This is a genomic window from Micromonospora sp. NPDC005979, from assembly GCF_040614415.1.
Lineage (GTDB): Bacteria > Actinomycetota > Actinomycetes > Mycobacteriales > Micromonosporaceae > Micromonospora.
The window spans coordinates 336,970-354,528 of sequence record NZ_JBEXUR010000001.1 but is presented as its reverse complement, the minus strand read 5'-3'; the positions used below and the strand labels follow the sequence as shown (position 1 = coordinate 354,528).

The 17,559-nt window shown below is 69.8% G+C and carries 14 protein-coding genes; 6 read left to right on the top strand and 8 right to left on the bottom strand.

From position 1 onward, the window contains the following. Positions 1–217 precede the first annotated feature (217 nt). Positions 218–1,408 (top strand): MFS transporter, encoded by a 1,191-nt coding sequence (locus tag ABZ272_RS01490; RefSeq protein ID WP_355047914.1) that lies wholly within the window; start codon positions 218–220, stop codon positions 1,406–1,408. Between the two features lie 46 nt (positions 1,409–1,454). Next, the gene (locus ABZ272_RS01485) at positions 1,455–2,726 is read left to right on the top strand and encodes an MFS transporter (protein ID WP_355047913.1); all 1,272 of its coding nucleotides are present in this window, start codon (positions 1,455–1,457) and stop codon (positions 2,724–2,726) included. 109 nt (positions 2,727–2,835) lie between these two features. On the opposite strand, the gene ABZ272_RS01480 is transcribed toward ABZ272_RS01485, so the two are convergent. Beyond that, positions 2,836–3,291: a cupin domain-containing protein gene (locus ABZ272_RS01480; RefSeq protein ID WP_355047912.1), complete on the bottom strand. Its 456-nt coding sequence runs from the start codon at positions 3,289–3,291 to the stop codon at positions 2,836–2,838. A 129-nt stretch (positions 3,292–3,420) separates the two neighbouring features. Between ABZ272_RS01480 and ABZ272_RS01475 the strand changes: the two genes are divergently transcribed. Then, positions 3,421–5,034 carry an FAD-dependent oxidoreductase gene (locus ABZ272_RS01475; protein ID WP_355047911.1) on the top strand — a complete coding sequence of 538 codons (1,614 nt, stop codon included), beginning with the start codon at positions 3,421–3,423 and terminating at the stop codon, positions 5,032–5,034. Positions 5,035–5,108: 74 nt separating this feature from the next. On the opposite strand, the gene ABZ272_RS01470 is transcribed toward ABZ272_RS01475, so the two are convergent. Then, positions 5,109–5,801 carry a type 1 glutamine amidotransferase domain-containing protein gene (locus ABZ272_RS01470; protein WP_355047910.1) on the bottom strand — a complete coding sequence of 231 codons (693 nt, stop codon included), beginning with the start codon at positions 5,799–5,801 and terminating at the stop codon, positions 5,109–5,111. A gap of 72 nt (positions 5,802–5,873) precedes the next feature. Beyond that, positions 5,874–6,308 (bottom strand): VOC family protein, encoded by a 435-nt coding sequence (locus ABZ272_RS01465; RefSeq protein ID WP_355047909.1) that lies wholly within the window; start codon positions 6,306–6,308, stop codon positions 5,874–5,876. Positions 6,309–6,503: 195 nt separating this feature from the next. On the opposite strand from ABZ272_RS01465, the gene ABZ272_RS01460 reads away from it, so the two are divergent. Beyond that, positions 6,504–8,858, top strand: a complete 2,355-nt coding sequence (locus ABZ272_RS01460; protein ID WP_355047908.1) for an AbfB domain-containing protein — start codon at positions 6,504–6,506, stop codon at positions 8,856–8,858. A gap of 61 nt (positions 8,859–8,919) precedes the next feature. On the opposite strand, the gene ABZ272_RS01455 is transcribed toward ABZ272_RS01460, so the two are convergent. Then, positions 8,920–9,384 carry a hypothetical protein gene (locus tag ABZ272_RS01455; RefSeq protein ID WP_355047907.1) on the bottom strand — a complete coding sequence of 155 codons (465 nt, stop codon included), beginning with the start codon at positions 9,382–9,384 and terminating at the stop codon, positions 8,920–8,922. A 508-nt stretch (positions 9,385–9,892) separates the two neighbouring features. Between ABZ272_RS01455 and ABZ272_RS01450 the strand changes: the two genes are divergently transcribed. Then, complete coding sequence (locus tag ABZ272_RS01450) at positions 9,893–11,284, top strand: endo-1,4-beta-xylanase (RefSeq protein WP_355047906.1); 1,392 nt, start codon at positions 9,893–9,895, stop codon at positions 11,282–11,284. An 85-nt stretch (positions 11,285–11,369) separates the two neighbouring features. Further along, a complete protein-coding gene (locus ABZ272_RS01445) occupies positions 11,370–12,779 on the top strand; it encodes a ricin-type beta-trefoil lectin domain protein (protein ID WP_355047905.1) in 1,410 nt (469 codons plus the stop codon). A gap of 21 nt (positions 12,780–12,800) precedes the next feature. Here the strand turns inward: ABZ272_RS01445 and ABZ272_RS01440 are convergent, their stop codons facing one another. The 4 genes from ABZ272_RS01440 to ABZ272_RS01425 form a co-directional block, all read right to left on the bottom strand. Then, the gene (locus ABZ272_RS01440; RefSeq protein WP_355047904.1) at positions 12,801–13,826 is read right to left on the bottom strand and encodes a LacI family DNA-binding transcriptional regulator; all 1,026 of its coding nucleotides are present in this window, start codon (positions 13,824–13,826) and stop codon (positions 12,801–12,803) included. Positions 13,827–13,891: 65 nt separating this feature from the next. After that, positions 13,892–15,616: an IlvD/Edd family dehydratase gene (locus ABZ272_RS01435; protein WP_355047903.1), complete on the bottom strand. Its 1,725-nt coding sequence runs from the start codon at positions 15,614–15,616 to the stop codon at positions 13,892–13,894. A gap of 42 nt (positions 15,617–15,658) precedes the next feature. Beyond that, positions 15,659–16,543: a carbohydrate ABC transporter permease gene (locus ABZ272_RS01430; RefSeq protein WP_355047902.1), complete on the bottom strand. Its 885-nt coding sequence runs from the start codon at positions 16,541–16,543 to the stop codon at positions 15,659–15,661. Beyond that, positions 16,544–17,485: a sugar ABC transporter permease gene (locus ABZ272_RS01425; protein ID WP_355047901.1), complete on the bottom strand. Its 942-nt coding sequence runs from the start codon at positions 17,483–17,485 to the stop codon at positions 16,544–16,546. It lies immediately after the preceding gene. Between the last annotated feature and the right edge of the window lie 74 nt (positions 17,486–17,559).

Sequence of the window (17,559 nt, the reverse complement as noted above, 5' to 3'; positions counted from 1 at the left end):
CCCGTGCCGTGCGCGGGCAGATCGTGCCGGACAGCCGCCAGCGGCGAATCTATAGTGGACACAAGGCCTCCACGCTGCTCGAACGGCGGGCCGGCTCGACTCGACGGGTATGTACGCGCCGAACGGAGGAGTTTCCTCATCTGATGACATCCCGGTTCGATGAATTATATCGGCGCGGTCTCCACCGTCAAGCGCTCGCCGGACGGTGGCCCCGACGGTGACGCCCGAGGTGTCGCCGTCCCGGGCCTGGGCCGTCCTCGTCACGCTCTCCCTGGCCGCGTTCGCGTTCGTCACGACCGAGCTGCTGCCGGTCGGCCTGCTCACCCACATCGCGGTTGATCTCGACCGGTCCCGCTCACGGGTGGGTCTGCTGGTCAGCGGGTACGCCGTCGTGGTCGTGCTGGCGTCCGTCCCGCTGGCCCGGCTGACCCGGCGGATCCCCCGCCGTCACCTGCTCGGCGTCACGATGTTCCTGTTCGCCGCCGCGAACGGCACCGCCGCGCTCGCGCACACGTACGCCATGCTGGCCGGCGCCCGGCTCGTGACCGGTGTCGCCCAGGCGCTGTTCTGGTCCATCGCCACGGCGACAGCGATCGGGCCCTTCCCTCTCGCGGTCCGGGGCCGGGTGGTGGCGCTGTTCGGGGCCGGAGTGACGCTCGCACCGGTGCTCGGCGTACCCCTGGGCACCTGGATCGGTCAGCAGGCCGGTTGGCGCGCGTCGTTCGCGGCGCTGGCGGGGATCGGCCTGGTGATCGCCACCGCGGTGCTCGTCCTGGTGCCCACCTACCCACCGGAGGCTGGCGGCGCGGCCCGGGGCACCGCACCGGACGGGCGGCGCTTCGCCGTGCTGCTGACCGCCACCGCCCTCGGCGTCGGCGGCTTCCTGACCCTGCAGACCTACATCGCGCCGTTCCTGCTGGACGTCAGCGGCTTCACCGACGCGACCCTGACGCCGCTGCTGTTCACCGCCGGTGTGGCGGCCGTCGTCGGCACCCTGCTCTCGGCCCGGACCCTGGATGCCCGGCCGATCGCCTCGCTGCTGACGCCGCTGAGCATCGGTACGGCCGCGCTGTTCGGCATGTACGGACTCGGCGTGTTCCGACCCGGCGCGGTCGCGTTCCTCGCCGGGCTCGGCCTCGCCTACGCGGCGTTCGCCTCCGCCGTGCAGAACCGGATGCTGCACCTGGCCCCCGGCAGCACCGACATCGCGTCGGCCGGCGTCAGCACCGCCTTCAACGTCGGCATCGCCGGCGGTTCCCTGCTCGGCGGCGCCCTCCTGCCCACGTCGGGGGCGCGCCTGCTCGCGCTCGTCGGTGGACTGCTGACGCTGGCCGCGCTCCTGCTGCTCACCCGGGACGCGAGAACGGCCGCCCGGTCCGACAAACTTCAGAAGGTGTCAACTGGCTGACGCCAGGATGTCCCCGCACGGCATTCCACCGCGAGGACAAGGCTCCATGACCACGTCAGACAACAGCACCCGGCTCCAGTCGGCGCATCCCGCCGTCCACGACGGTCCGGACGAAACCCAGCAGAACGCTCCAACGCTGCGGGCTCCCGCCGCTCGGCCCGGTCCCCGCCCGGCACTGACCCTCCTCGCGCTGGCGCTGGGCACCTTCGCCATCGGCACGGGCGAGTTCGGCAGCAACGGGATCCTGCAACTCTTCGCCGCCGACCTGGGCGCGTCCATCCCGGTCGCGACGTACGCGATCAGCGCCTACGCCTTCGGCGTCATGATCGGCTCACCGGCGATCACGCTGCTCGCGGCGCGCGCCAACCGCCGTACCCTCCTGCTGGGTCTGATCGTGTTGTTCCTGGTCGGCAACGTCCTGTCCGGCCTGGCCCCGAACATCGCGACCCTCGTCGTCTTCCGCTTCATCACGGGAAGCGTGCAGGGCGCGTTCTTCGGCGCGGGGGCGGTCGTCGCCGCGTACGTCTACGGTCCCGGCAAGGGTAGCCGGGCCTTCGCCACCGTGATGGGCGGCCTGACGGTGGCCACCATCCTCGGGTCGCCGCTCGGCACCCTCGTCGGCCAGCAGGCCGGGTGGCGGGCGACCTACTGGAGCGTGGTCGGCCTGGGGCTGCTGGCCGGCGCGGCGCTCCTGGTGTGGCTGCCGCGCACCGACGACCTGCACGGCAGCTCGGTGGCGCACGAACTCGCCGCCCTCCGGCGACGCGAGGTCGGGCTCATGGTCGCCGTCGCGGCGCTCGGCATCTCCAGCATCTTCGCCGTCTACACCTTCATCGGTCCGTTCGTCACCGACGCGGCGCGGGAGAGCGCGTCGCTCATTCCGGTCGCCCTGGCCGTCTTCGGCCTCGGCATGGCGTTCGGCAACTACTTCGGTGGCCGCGCCGCCGACCAGGACGGCAGCCGGCCGCTGATCTACGGCTTCAGCTGCGTCCTGGTGCTGCTCGTGGCCATCGCATTCGCCGGCCGGGAGATCCTGATCCTCATGCCTGCGCTGTTCGGCGTCGGGGCGACCATGATGTTCGCCATTCCCGCCATCCAGGTACGGCTGACCCAGTTCGCACCCGACGCGCCGACCCTCATGGGCGCGCTCAACCTGGCGGCCCTCAACCTCGCCAACTCGCTCGGCGCGATCGGCGGCGCCGTCGCCCTCGGCGTCGGTTGGGGAACCCTCTCCACGGTGTGGGCGGGATTCGTCCTCACCAGCGCCGGCCTGGTCCTCTACCTCACCACCGTCGGTCGGGCCAGGCAGACAGTCTGACCCCGGGGGTCGTCGGCGACCCGATCCGCACCCCGCCCGGCCGGCGTCGGCTCCAAGGCGTTAGGAAGGGCCCCCTCCTATACCTGAGGCGTTAGGAAGGGGCCCTTCCTTACACCTCAGCAGCCCGACTCCACGGGCGGCCCTGTTCGCCCGGGAGCCGGGTCGTGGCGAAGCGCTTGTCGATCTCGGCGAGCTGCTTCTGCGTGGGGTTCGGGCCGAGACCGCCGAGTTCCTCGAAGAGTTGCTCGTTGCCGGCCGGCGCGCTGACGAAGAGCAACTTCCCGCCGGTCGGGGTGACGAACGTGTGGTAGGCGCCCCGGGGCACCACCACCGTGGTACCCGGGCCACCGGAGAATTCGGCGTTCCCCACCCGGAAGTGGTACTCGCCCTCCAGGACGTAGGCGATCTTCGTGAAGTCGTGGTGCGCGTGGGGCGGGTTCTCGGCGATCACATCGTGATGGAACAGGAAGGCACCCAACGCCCCATCCGCCTCGGCGCCCCGAACGAGGATCTCCGGTCGGTGTGGACCGCCGAGCTCGATCAGCTCACCCTCGCCCGGCTGCACCGCCCCAGCAAGTTACCGCCGGCCGCAGCAGTCTTGACGGGGAAGCCGCGGAAGCCACCCGCCCGGCGCTGTCGGGGTAAGTCAGTGTCGGTCCAGTTCCCGTCAACACCGGGCACCTACTCTTCGATGGTGAGCACCGGAGACGCCGACGGTCCTGTCCTCGACGCGGAGCAGTTCGACCGCCTCGCCAGCTACGGCGCCGAGGAGGAGGTCCGCCAGGGCCAACACCTGTACGCCGCCGGCGACAGCACCTACGACTTCTTCCTGCTGCGTACGGCGACTGCCGAGGCGGTCCGCAACGCGACGGCGCTGGAGCCCGAACGGCTGATCTACCGGCGTGGACCGGGCGAGTTCCTCGGCGAACTGAGCCTGCTGACCGGGCAGCAGGTGTTCCTCACGGTCCGCGTCGTGACGGCCGGGACGGTCGTCCGGATCACCGCCCCCGAGCTGCGCCGCGTGCTCGCCGACCAGGTCGACATCGCCGACGTGCTGATCGAGACCTTCCGGGCCCGGCGCGAGCTGATGCGCGGCGCGGCCGGCAACGCCCTGGAGATCGTCGGTCGGCCGCACGTGGCCGAGTCGCTGGAGCTGCGGACGTACGTGAACCAGATGCTCCTCCCGCACGCCTGGCTCGACGCGTCATCGCTGCCCGGGCGGGCACTCATGCGGGCAGAGGGTATCGGCGAGGACGAACTCCCGGTCGCCGTCACCAGCAACCGCGTACTGCGTCACGCCACTCCCGGCACGGTCGCGGAGGCCCTCGGTCTGACCTACGTCGCCACGGCGCGCGACCCCGACCTGGTCGTGGTCGGCGCCGGGCCGGCCGGCCTGGCCGCGGCGGTGTACGGCGCGTCCGAGGGGCTCATCACGGTACTGCTGGACGGCACCGGCCTGGGCGGTCAGGCGGCCAAGAGCGCCCGCATCGAGAACTACCTCGGCTTCCCCGAGGGGGTCAGCGGTGAACAGTTGGCCCGGCTGGCGATGCTCCAGGCGCTGAAGTTCGGCGTTCAGATCTACGCGCCGTGCGCGGTGGTCGGCCTCGACGTCTCCGACCAGAGGCGTCCTGTCGTGGAGTTGGCGGACGGCACCCGGATCGGGACGTCCGCGGTCATCGCGGCCACCGGAGCGCGGTACCGCCGCCTCGACATCGAGCGGTGGGCGGAGTTCGAACAGAGCGGCTGCGTCCGGTACGCGGCCACCGAGCTGGACGTGCGTGGGTACGAGTCCCAGCCGGTCGCCGTGCTGGGCGGCGCCAACTCGGCCGGGCAGGCCGCGCTCTCCCTGGCCGCGCGCGGCTGCTCCGTACACCTGGTGGTGCGCGCGGCCGACCTCGGGGCCAAGATGTCGGCGTACCTGACCGATCGGATCCGGGCCGATCCCAGGATCACCGTCCACACCGGCAGCACCCTCCGGGAGCTGCACGGCGAAGACAGCCTGACGGCGATCGTCGTGGCGAAGGGGGGTGATCCCACGCGGTTGGACTGTCGGGGGCTGTTCTGCTTCATCGGCGCCGAACCGGAGTCCGGGTGGATGAAGGGCGTCGCGACGGACGACAGCGGTTTCGTGCTGACCGACGGCCGACTGCCTCCCGGCACGCACGACGCGCCGCTGCCGTTCCAGACCAGCGCCGCACGCGTCTTCGCGGTGGGCGACATCCGCTCCGGCTCCACCAAGCGGGTCGCGACCGCCGTCGGCGAGGGGGCCGGCGCGGTCTCCGCGGTGCACACCGTGCGGGCCCGCTGAGGCCGTGGACGGCGTCGCCACCTGACGGTGCCGTCCGGCGGGTGATCACACCCGCCGGACGGAGGTCACGGCCGCTACCCGTCGCTACGGCCCACCAGGGACATCAACCGATCCGCCGCCGGCCCTGAGGACGCCGGGTTCTGGCCCGTGACGAGCAACCCGTCGCTCACCACGTACGGCTCGAAGTTACCCGCCGTGGAGAAGTCGGCACCCTTCGCGACCAGCTCGTCCTCGACGAGGAAGGGCACGACCTTCGTCAGGCCCATGTACTCCTCCTCGCTGTCGGTGAAGCCGGTGACCCGCCGGCCGGCGACCAGAGGCTCGCCGTCGGGCGTCACGCAGTGCCGCAACACCCCCGGGGCGTGGCACACCAGCGCGATCGGCTTGCCCGCCGCGACAACCTGCTCGATCAGCCTGATCGAGGTGTCGTCCTCGGCGAGGTCCCACAGGGGTCCGTGGCCGCCCGGGTAGAAGACGGTGTCGTAGTCCGCGACGGAGACCGAGTCGAGCCGCACGGTCGTAGCGAGCTGGCGTTCCGCCTCGGCGTCCGCCGTGAAGCGGCGGGTCTGGTCGGTCTGGAAGTCCGGCTCGTCGCTCTTCGGGTCCAGGGGCGCCCGTCCACCCTGGGGCGAGGCGAGCGTCACCTCCCATCCGGCGTCCCGGAAGCGGTAGTAGGGCGTGGCCAGCTCCTCCAGCCAGAACCCGGTCTTGCGGCCGGTGTCACCCAGCTGGTCGTGCGAGGTCAACACCATCAGAACCTTGGTCATGTCCCACTCCTTGAATCATCAGGCCGGCACCGCCGTCCGTCGCGTCGGCGGTCATACCCACGGTTCGGCGGCTCAGACGCCGAAGGCGACGACCTCGAGCTGGATGTTGTCGATGTCCCGGAAGACGACGGTCGAGTAGAGGAACGGCTCCCGCGCGGTCTGGATACCGGAGTGCGCGACGCCCAGGCTGTCGAGCCAGGCGGACCAGGCCTCCAGTCCCTCGCGCGTCTCGACGTTGAGGGAGAAGTGGTCGAGGCCGGTACGGACCTCGTTGAACTCCTCGCCCTGGTTGCCCTCGTTGTGGTGCAGACCGATGGAGAAGCCGGTACGCGGATCGATGACCAGCTCGGCGTACCCGGTCCACTCCCGCCCGTAGTGCGGAAGCTTGCCGTCCGCGAGCGTGGCCTGGAAGACCTTCTGGTACCAGGCCACGCTGGCTTCGAGGTTGCGAACGGTGAAAGCGACGTGGTGCGCGCCGCTGAACGACGGTGCGGTGACGTCGGCCATGAGGACTCCTTCGTGCTAGGTGATGACCCCGTGCACCTGGAGTTGTAGGCAACGCGAGTTGAGGAGCACTGGACAGGAGGTGCATTGACGGTGAGCGATTGACTGAGCGTCCAGGATGCCTCTATAACCGATGTCCACCGCCCGCGCTGCGGGCTCAGCTGCACGGCCCGCGGCGACCCGCCCCTCGGAGACGGCATGACACGTCAGGACCCCGCCCGCCCCGCCCTGCCCCTACTGCTCATCCTCACCCTCGTCGTCGGCGTGTTCGCCGCACCGACCCGACCGGCCCAGGCCGCCCCGGCCAGGACGCCGCCACTGACCACCCCGTGGACCAGCCAGGCGCTGGCCGGAACGCCCCTGCCGGAGTACCCGCGACCACAGATGACGCGTCCGGACTGGCTCAACCTCAACGGGGAGTGGCAGCTACGGCAGTCCGGCACCGACGACGCCCCGCAGTTCAACACCGACCTACCGGAGCGGGTCAACGTGCCGTTTCCCGTGGAGAGCGCCCTCTCCGGTGTCCAGCGGGCCGCCAACGACAACCGCAACTACCTGTTCTACCGACGTACCGTCACCGTCCCACCGAACTGGTCGGGCCGGCGGACCCTGCTGCACTTCGGCGCCGTGGACTGGCAGAGCACGGTCTGGGTCAACGGCGTACGGGTCGGCGCGCACACCGGCGGCTACGACGCCTTCACCTTCGACGTGACCGCGCAGCTCAACGGCGGCGCGAACGAGATCGTGGTGAAGGTGTGGGATCCGACCGACACCCGGCAGAACGGCAGCCTGCCCCCGATCGGCAAGCAGACCAAGCAGCCCGGCGGGATCTTCTACACGCCCAGCTCGGGCATCTGGCAGACGGTGTGGATGGAGCCGGTGCCCGCGGCGTCGATCAGCAGCGTGGACGTCTATCCGAACCTGAGCGCCAACACCCTGCGGGTCCGGGTCTTCACCCGGGGCGACGTGAGCGGGCACAGCGTGCTCGCCGAGGCGTTGAACGGAAGCACCGTCGTCGGCTCGGCCACCGGCGGCTTCACCGACTTCAGCGTCCCGGTGCCCAACGCCCGCCGCTGGTCGCCCGACGACCCGTTCCTCTACAACCTGCGAATTCGGCTGCGCAACGCCGGCGGCGCGACGGTCGACCAGACCACCCACTACTTCGGGATGCGGGAGATCACCACCGGCGTGGTCAACGGGGTGCTCCGACCCAAGCTCAACGGCCAGTTCGTCTTCCAGGTCGGCACCCTCGACCAGGGCTTCTGGCCGGACGGCCTGTACACCGCGCCGACCGACGCCGCCCTCGCCTTCGACCTGCAGAAGCACAAGGACCTGGGCTTCAACATGGTGCGCAAGCACATCAAGGTCGAACCGCAGCGCTGGTTCTACCACGCCGACCGGCTCGGCCTGCTCGTCTGGCAGGACATCCCGTCGCTCACCGCGCAGAACATCGACCCCACCGACGCCCAACAGGCGCAGTTCGAGACCGAGGCTCGCGAGATCGTCGACGAGCACCGCAGCTCCCCCGCGGTCGTCGCCTACACCCCCTACAACGAGGGCTGGGGCGAGCGCTCCCTGGCCGACACCCGCCGCGTGGCGCAGAACATCAAGAATCAGGACCCGACCCGGCTGGTCAACCCGCACAGCGGCTACAACTGCTGTCAGTCCCTCGGCAACCCCGGCAACGGCGACATCGACGACTGGCACGTCTACCTCGGTCCGGACTCACCCTCGCCGTCGAGCAGCCGGATCGCGGTGCTCGGCGAGTTCGGCGGCCTGGGCCTGCGGGCGCCCGGCCACGAGTACAGCCCAAACGGGCAGTTCTTCGCGTACGAGTGGCAGCCCACCTCCGGCGCGCTCACCGACCGGTACGTGGGGCTGGTCGAGGGCGCGCGGAACCTGATGCTCGGCAAGGGTCTCAGCGCCTCGATCTACACCGAGATCGCTGACCAGGAGGGGGAGTTGAACGGCTTCCTCACCTACGACCGACAGGTGGTCAAGATGGACCAGGCCCGGGTCCGCGCGGCCAACACCGCCCTGGTCGACGCGTCCAGGACGATCGGCAGTTCCTCCCCCGTCGCCCTGCCGGTCGACACCCGACGGTCGTTGCAGGTGACCACCCCCGGCTACACGAACCGGTACCTGCGCCACCAGAACAGCCTGGCGTACACGGAGGTCGTCGACGCGGGCAGTTCGGCGCTGCTCAAGAACGACGCGACGTACACGATCCGGCCCGGCCTGGCCGACGGCGCCTGCTACTCCTTCGAGTCGGTCAACTATCCCGGTCAGTACCTGCGGCACCAGGATTCCCGGGTCCGCAACTCGCCGAACGACGGGTCGGCGCTCCTGCGGGCCGACGCCACCTGGTGCGCCCGCGTGGGGTTGACCGGAAGTGGCGTGTCGCTGGAGTCGTACAACTTCCGCGGAAAGTACCTCCGGCACTACAACTCGGAGGTCTGGCTCAGCAACGGCACGGGCGGTGAGGCCTACAACAGCCCCACCCTCTGGACGGCCGACAGCACCTGGAACGTCGCCGCCCCCTGGGCCCCCTGACCGCGACGGACCGCGCTCCGATGATCGGTGCGGGCCGGCACAGCCGCCGGCCCGCACCGGGTCACTTGTCGGCCTGCGCGTCGCACAGCACGTCGATGTGCACGATCCGCGACCTACCCTCACGCACCGCCCGCTGCTGGCTGTCGTTCAGGTCGTCGTCGAGGTAGTCCACCGCCTTGGCCCGGTCCCGGATCTCGTACACGGTCACCTGGCAGGCGCCCGTATCCGGGTCCGTGCCCTGGCCGGTGGCCAGATGGTCGTAGAACAGGTAGGACGTGTCCGTGCCGCCCGAGGTCAGGGTGAGCCCGGGGGCGGTGACCGTGGGCACCCCTTCGCCGGCCGGCCCGAGGTAGGACCGACCTTCGCCGTTCGAGTACGCCGCCTTGACCAACGTGAATCCCTCCACCCGTACGCGGTCGGCGTACCGCTGGGTCTCGTTGCCGTCGCCGCAGCCGGCCATGATGGCGGCCAGCAGCGTGGCCGTCACCGTGAGCAGGGTCGTGCGGGGCACCGAGGTCAGGAACACGTGGACACTCCGGAGTAACAGAAGGGCCGATGGCCGGACGTTATCCGATCTTGCGTCTGACGCGGCTCACGCCCTGACGTCCTGTCTCGCAACAGCCCCGAAACTACCGGTTGATAAAGCCGGAATTTTCTGCGAGCCTGAGACATCGATCAGTGTGATCGTTAACATGATCATCTTCCGCACCGGAGGCGCCTCACCCGATCCGCCAGGCCCAGTCACGAGCCATCCGACCGCGTCCACCACCGCCCCCACCGCCACGCTTCCGCCGCAGGTCAGGCGGACCACAGTCGCCCGGACCACGCGCGTGACCGTCGGCCCGCCCGAGCGACCCCAGCATCGCGACCACGGCCAGCACAGCGGAGCCACCCACCCGAACAGCGACCGAGTCCTCGCTACCCACCACCGGAGGATCAGCATGGTTTCCCGGCCCCGTCCCCCCGGGCGTACCCGACTACGCGCGGTCACTCTTTCCGGAACTGCCGCGATAATTGCGGCCCTAGTCGTATCGATGCTGCCCAACCTGGCGCAGGCCGCCGAGACGACTCTCGGCGCGGCAGCGGCCCAGTCCGGCCGGTACTTCGGTGCCGCCGTGGCCGCCAACAAGCTCGGCGACAGCGCGTACACGACGATCCTGAACCGCGAGTTCAACGCCGTCACGCCCGAGAACGAGATGAAGATCGACGCGACCGAACCGCAGCAGAACAACTTCACGTTCGGCAACGCGGACCGGATCGTCAACCACGCCCTCTCCCGGGGCTGGAAGGTGCGCGGTCACACCCTGGCCTGGTACTCGCAGCAGCCCGGCTGGATGCAGGGCATGGAGGGCAGCGCGCTGCGCAGCGCCATGCTCAACCACATCAACCGGGTGGCCGGCTACTACAAGGGCAAGATCTACTCCTGGGACGTGGTGAACGAGGCGTTCGAGGACGGCAACAGCGGCGCCCGTCGCAACTCGAACCTCCAGCGCACCGGCAACGACTGGATCGAGGCGGCGTTCCGCGCCGCCGACTCGGCCGACCCGGACGCGAAGCTCTGCTACAACGACTACAACACCGACAACTGGACCTGGGCCAAGACCCAGGCCGTGTACAACATGGTGCGCGACTTCAAGTCCCGTGGAGTGCCGATCGACTGCGTCGGGTTCCAGTCGCACTTCAACGCCAACTCGCCGTACAACAGCAACTACCGCACGACGCTGTCCAGCTTCGCCGCCCTCGGGGTGGACGTGCAGATCACCGAGCTGGACATCGAGGGCTCCGGCACGACGCAGGCCAACACCTACCGCAGCGTGGTCAACGACTGCCTCGCCGTGGCGCGCTGCAACGGGCTCACCGTGTGGGGAGTGCGGGACTGCGACTCGTGGCGCTCCGGCGGCACCCCGCTGCTCTTCGACTGCAGCGGCAACAAGAAGGCCGCGTACACGGCCACCCTGGAGGCGCTGAACAGCGCCGGCCCCGGCACCACCCCCACGCCCACGACGCCGGGTCCGACCCCCACCGTCACGCCCACCGCCCCACCCGGCTCGGCCGGTGCGATCGTCGGCACGCAGTCCGGCCGGTGCGTCGACGTGCCCAACGCCTCGACCACCAACGGCACCCGGGTACAGCTCTACGACTGCAACCGGCAGGCCAACCAGTCGTGGACGTACACGTCGGGCAGGCAACTCCAGGTGTACGGCACCATGTGCCTCGACGCGGCCGGCTCCGGCAACGGCGCGGCGGTCCAGATCTACAGCTGCCACGGTCAGACCAACCAGCAGTGGAACCTCAACTCCAACGGCACCATCAGCAGCGTCCAGTCCGGACGCTGCCTGGACGTCTGGAGCACCGCCAACGGCGCGCAGATCCAGCTCTACGACTGCCACGGCCAGACCAACCAGCAGTTCCGGCTCTCGTCCTGACGATCCGCCGGGGCGGGCGGGCTCAGCACCTGACGAGCCCGCCCGCCCCTTGTCTTTCCACCACCACCCCCAGGAGGTACCCACAGTGCGAGGACCCGCAGACCACCCACCGTCCCCGGACACCCCGGTCGACCGCAGGTCGTCCGGCATCCGGGGACGGCTGCTCACGATTGCCGCCGCCGGGATGGCCGCGGCGGTCGGGCTGCTCACCATCACCCTGGCGACCGGGTCGGCGTCAGCGGCCGACAACCCGTACCAGCGGGGCCCGGACCCGACCCGGACCAGCGTCACCGCCGTGAACGGCCCCTTCGCCAACACGTCGGTCGCCGTCCCGACCGGGTACGGCTTCAACGGCGGCCGGATCTACTACCCGACCGACACCAGCCAGGGCACCTTCGGGGCCATCGCGATCTCACCGGGTTACACGGCGTTGTTCTCCGCCGAACTGGCCTGGATGGGACCGTGGCTGGCCTCGCACGGCTTCGTCGTGATCGGCATCGAGACCAACAGTCGCAACGACTTCGACACGGCGCGCGGCACCCAACTTCTCGCCGCGCTGGACTACCTGACGCAGCAGAGCCCGGTACGCGACCGCGTCGATGCGAACCGGTTGGCCGTCGCGGGCCACTCCATGGGCGGCGGTGGGGCGCTGAGCGCCGCCATGCGGCGTCCGTCGCTGAAGGCCGTGGTCGGCATCGCGCCGTACTCGCCGTCGTCGAACCTGGCCAATGACCGGGTACCCACCATGATCTTCGCTGGTCAGGCGGACACGGTGGTCACCCCGTCCTACGCCACCGGTCTCTACAACAGCATCCCGAGCACGACCGAGAGCGTCTACCTGGAGGTCGCCGGCGCGGACCACGGCTTCATGGTGGGACGGTCGAACCCGGTGATGGTCCGGACCATGTTGCCGTTCGTCAAGATGTTCATCGACAACGACGCCCGGTACAGCCAGTTCCTCTGCCCGCTGCTGGACAACAGCGGTGTGGTGACCTACCGCAGCACCTGTCCGCTACTGCCGTCGACGCCGACCACCCCGACGCCGACCACCACCCCGACGAGCAGCCCGACACCCACCCCGACCACCTCGCCCACCACTGGGCCGCCGAGCTCGGCGAGCCAGATCATCGGCGCGCAGTCGGGCCGGTGCGTCGACGTACCGAACGCGTCGCGCACCAACGGCACCCGGGTCACCCTCTACGACTGCAACCGGCAGATCAACCAGTCCTGGACCTACACCTCGGGCAAACAACTACAGGTGTACGGCAACATGTGTCTCGACGCCGCAGGCAGCGGCAACGGCGCGGCCGTGCAGATCTACAGCTGCCACGGTCAGACCAACCAGCAGTGGAACATCAACTCCAACGGCACCATCAGCAGCGTCCAGTCCGGACGCTGCCTGGACGTCTGGAGCACCGCCAACGGCGCCCAGATCCAGCTCTACGACTGCCACGGCCAGACCAACCAACAGTTCCGGCTCGCGGCCCTGACGTAGGCGCACCGGGCGGGCTCGGCATCACGCCGGGCCCGCCCCGCCGTGCGGCGGCGCCGTGCTCTCGCGCACCACGAGCGAGGGTACGACCAACGGCAGGGGCTGCGGCACCGTGTCGTCGATGGCCTGGGTGACCGCCGTGATGGCCCGTCGACCGACCGCCCCGAAATCCTGCTGGATCGTGGTCAACGGCGGAATCAGGTACGCCGCCTCGGGCACGTCGTCGAACCCGATGACCGAGACATCCTGCGGCACGCGCCGACCACGCTCGTGCAGCGCGCGCAGCACGCCGATGGCCATCTGGTCGTTGGCGGTGAAGACCGCGGTGGTGCCGCGCATCTCGCAGATCCGCAGCCCGGCGAGGTAGCCGCTGTGGGCCATCCAGTCACCCTCGACGGGCTCGGGTGGGCGTACGCCCGCGGCCACCATCGCCGTACGCCAGCCGTCGCGGCGGGCGCGCGCCTCGGCCCAGTTGAGCGGACCGGACACGTGCACGATCTCGGTGTGTCCGAGGCCGAGCAGGTGTTCGGTCGCCATCCGGGCGCCGAGCACCTGGTCGACGCCGACGGTGACGCTCGCCCTGGACAGGTCGCCCTCCACCACCACGAAGGGCACCCCGGACCGGGTCATCCGCACCACCTCGAGCGCCTCGTCGTTGCCGGCGATCATCACGACGCCCTCCACGCCGACGCGCATGAGATGTTCGGTGGCGTCGCTGAGCGCCCGTACCGTCACCTCCTCCAGGCTCACCGAGGTGGCGAAGTAGCCGGCGGCCCGCGCCGCGTCCTCGACGCTGCGGTGGATACTCGTCGGACCGAACAGCGTCCGGGCCGTCCCAATGATGCCGATCATCCCCGAGCGTCCCCGGACCAGCGCCCGGGCGGCGGTGTTGGGGCGGTAGTCGAGTCGCCGGATCGCCTCGAGGACCCGCTCCCGCGTCTCGCGCCGGATCGCGGGCGCTCCGTTGATGACCCGGGACACCGTCTGGTGGGACACGCCCGCCAGGCGGGCGACGTCCGCCATGACCGGCGGCCGGTGCGCGGTCGTCACCGCTTTCTCCGCGTGAACTCGCACTGGCGGGCCGTCCGTTCTTCCATGAGTCGTTTCCTCGTCCGTCAGTGTGAGTGACGGGGCACGTCACTGCCGCTGCCACCGACCAGGAAGTCGAGGTCGGCCCCACTGTCGGCCTGGAGGACGTGCTCGCTGTACAGCCGTACCCAACCCCGGTCGGCCACCGGCGGCGGCTTCCAGGCGGAGCGACGCTCGGCGAGTTCCGCCTCGTCGACCAGGAGGTCGAGGCGGCGGGTGGCGACGTCGAGCTGGACCAGGTCGCCGGTGCGCACCAGCGCGAGGGGACCGCCCACGGACGCCTCCGGCGCCACATGCAGGACGCACGTGCCGTAGCCGGTGCCGCTCATGCGCGCGTCCGAGATCCGCACCATGTCGGTGATGCCCTCGGTGAGCAGTCGGCGGGGCATGGGCACGTTGCCCACCTCCGGGAAGCCGGGGTAGCCACGCGGGCCGGCGTTGCGAACGACGATCACCGTGTCCGGTGTGACGTCCAGGTCCGGGTCGTCGGCGGCGACGACGTACTCCTCGATCCGGTCGAAGACGAGCGCCGGACCGGTGTGCGTGAGGAGGTGGGGGGTGGCGGCGGAGACCTTCAGCACCGCTCCGGACGGCGCCAGCGACCCGCGCAGCACCACGGTGCCCGAGCCGGCGGCCTGGAACGGCTCCTTCATGGTGGCGATGACGTCCCGGTTCCAGCACTGCGCGCCGTCGACGTTCTCGGCCACGCTCCGGCCACTGACCGTGACATGCTCGGTGTGCAGGAGCGGCGCGAGCTCCTTCATCACCACCGGAAGGCCGCCCGCGTAGGCGAAGTCCTCCATCAGGTACGCCCCGGACGGCATGAGGTTGACCAGCAGCGGAACGTCGGCGGTGAGGGTGTCGAAGTCCTCCAGCGACAGGGGCACGCCGAGGCGTCCCGCGATCGCGAGCAGGTGCACGACGGCGTTCGTGGAGCCACCGATAGCGGCGTTGACCCGGATGGCGTTCTCGAATGCCTCACGGGTGAGCACCGAGGACAGCCGCTGGTCCTCGCTGACCATGGCGACGATCCGCCGCCCGGCGGCCTGCGCGAGCGCGTACCGCCGGGAGTCGACGGCGGGTACGGCGGCGGCCCCCGGTAGCTGCACGCCCAGCGCCTCGGTCACGCAGGCCATGGTGGAGGCGGTCCCCATGGTCATGCAGTGGCCCCGGCTGCGGGACATGCCGACCTCCGCCTCGGCGCAGTCGGCGGCGCTCATCCGGCCGGCCCGCATCTCCTCGGTGAAACGCCAGACGACCGTGCCCGAGCCGATGTCCTGGCCCCGGAACTTGCCGTTGAGCATCGGCCCGCCGGTCAGCATCAGCGTCGGCAGGTCGACGCTCGCCGCCCCCATCAGCAGGCCCGGAGTGGTCTTGTCACAGCCGGAGAGCAGGACCACCCCGTCGAGGGGGTTGGCGCGGACGGACTCCTCCAGCTCCATCGCGAGCAGGTTGCGGTAGAGCATGGTCGTGGGACGCATGAGGGGCTCGCCCAGGCTCATGGCCGGGAACTCCAGCGGCAGGCCACCGCTCTCCCACACGCCGCGCTTCACCGACTCGGCCAGGTCGCGTAGGTGGGCGTTGCAGGGGGTCAGCTCCGACCAGGTGGTGGCGATGCCGATCACCGGGCGACCGTCGAAGACGTCGTCCGCGAATCCCTGGTTGCGCATCCAGGACCGGTGGATGAACCCGTTCCGGCCCTCGGCGCCGAACCACTGCGCGCTGCGCAGCGGTCGATCTGTCGTCGACATCAGCACACCTTTCTGTCATGCCTCAGGATCGCTCGGCGCGACCTAGCGGAGGCCCCCGACGGAGAGGCCGCCGCGCCAGTGCCGTTGAAGGCTGAAGAACGCGATGACCAGTGGGATCACGGACACCAGTGAACCCAGGATGATGAGGCTCCACAGCGAGGTGCCGCCCGAGTTGTTCGCCGAGGCGATCCCCTGCCAGAGGCCGAGACCGACGGTCACCGGGAACAGCCGGTTGTCCGAGAGCATGGCCAGCGGCAGGAAGTAGTTGTTCCAGGACGCCACGGCGGACAGGAGCAGCACGGTGACCACCGCGGGACGCATCAGCGGAAGCGCGATCTGCAGGAACGTGCGTATCTCCCCCGCGCCGTCGACCCGCGCCGCGTCGAGCAGCTCGTCGGGTACCGCGTCGCGCGCGTACACGTGCATCAGGTAGACGCCGAACGGGTTGAGCAGGGACGGCAGGATCACCGCCCAGACCGTGTTCGTCAGGCCGAGCCGGGAGAACATGATGAAGGTCGGGATGACCAGGGCCGTGGCCGGCACCATGAGCGCGCCCAGCACGACGGCGAAGCTGAAGCGCCGCGCGGCGAACCGGTACTTGGCGAATCCGTAGCCGGCCATCACCGCCAGGACCGTCGCGCCGACTCCGCCGGCGATGGCGTACAGCGTGGAGTTGAGGATCCACCGCAGGTAGATGCCACCGTCGTAGGTGAAGAGCTGCCGGAGGTTGCCGACGTAGTCGATCTGGTCGGAGAACCACAGGGTGTTGCCGCCCCCGAACAGGCCCGGCGCGTCCTTGGAGCTGTTGACGACGACCCACCAGAACGGGATCAGGAAGTAGATCACCAGGAAGCCGAGGAGGATCTGCAGGGGAAGGTAGCGCTGCGGCCGGCGGACGCCGGCGCGGACGCTGGTGTGGTCGGCCATCTAGAGGAAGCTCCTCCGCTTGCGGGTGAAGAACAGGAAGGCGTACACGCAGATGAAGACGATGCCGCCGAGCGCGAACGAGATCGCCGACCCGTAGTTGAAGTTGGCGAGCGAGAACGCCTGCTGGTACGCGTACATGTTGGGGGTGAAGTCGGCTCCGATCGTGCCCGCGGCGAGGTAGCGCAGGATCTGCGGCTCGTTGAAGAACTGCAGGGTTCCGATGAGCGAGAAGACCAGGATCAGGATCAGCGCCGGCGCGATCAGCGGGATCTTGATACGCGTCGCGGTCTGCCACCGTCCGGCGCCGTCCATCCGGGCGGCCTCGTAGAGCGTCGGGTCGATGCCCTGCAACGCCGCGTACAGGATGATCATGTAGTAGCCGGCCCACTGCCAGGTGACGACGTTGAGCAGGCCGTAGAAGATCAGGTCGCTACCCAGGAAGTCGGGTGCGGTGGCGCCGAACAGCCCGAAGATGTCCGTCAGCGGGCCGAAGCCCTTGCTGTAGAGGAACCCCCACATCACGGCCCCGATGACGGTGGGGATCGCGTACGGAAGAAAGATCATGAGGCGGGAGAAGCGCGCGAACAGCGTGGTCACGGCGTCCAGAATGAGAGCCATCACGAGCGCCAGGACGATCTGCAGCGGGATGGAGACGAGCGAGAAGCGGATGACGAACCAGGCTCCGGACAGGAAGCTCGGGTCGGTGAACGCCTTCACGTAGTTGTCGAAGAGGACGAAGCTGGTGCCGCCGATCAGCTTCTTCTGAAAGAGGCTGAGGTACAGCGCGTACGCCAGGGGCGCGATGAGGAACGCCAGGAAGACGATGGCGAAGGGGCCGACGAAGAGCCACCCCATCAGGTGCTCGCGGAGGTGCACCTTGCCACGGATCATGCGCGTCTCGCTCGGCGGACGCGGAGTGCGCTTCTCGGTCAGGACTGTCATCTGTGGTCTCCGAAGGGCGAGGACGCGGGGGTCGTGGGTGGGCCGGCCGGCCACCGCCGGCACGACCCACCCGG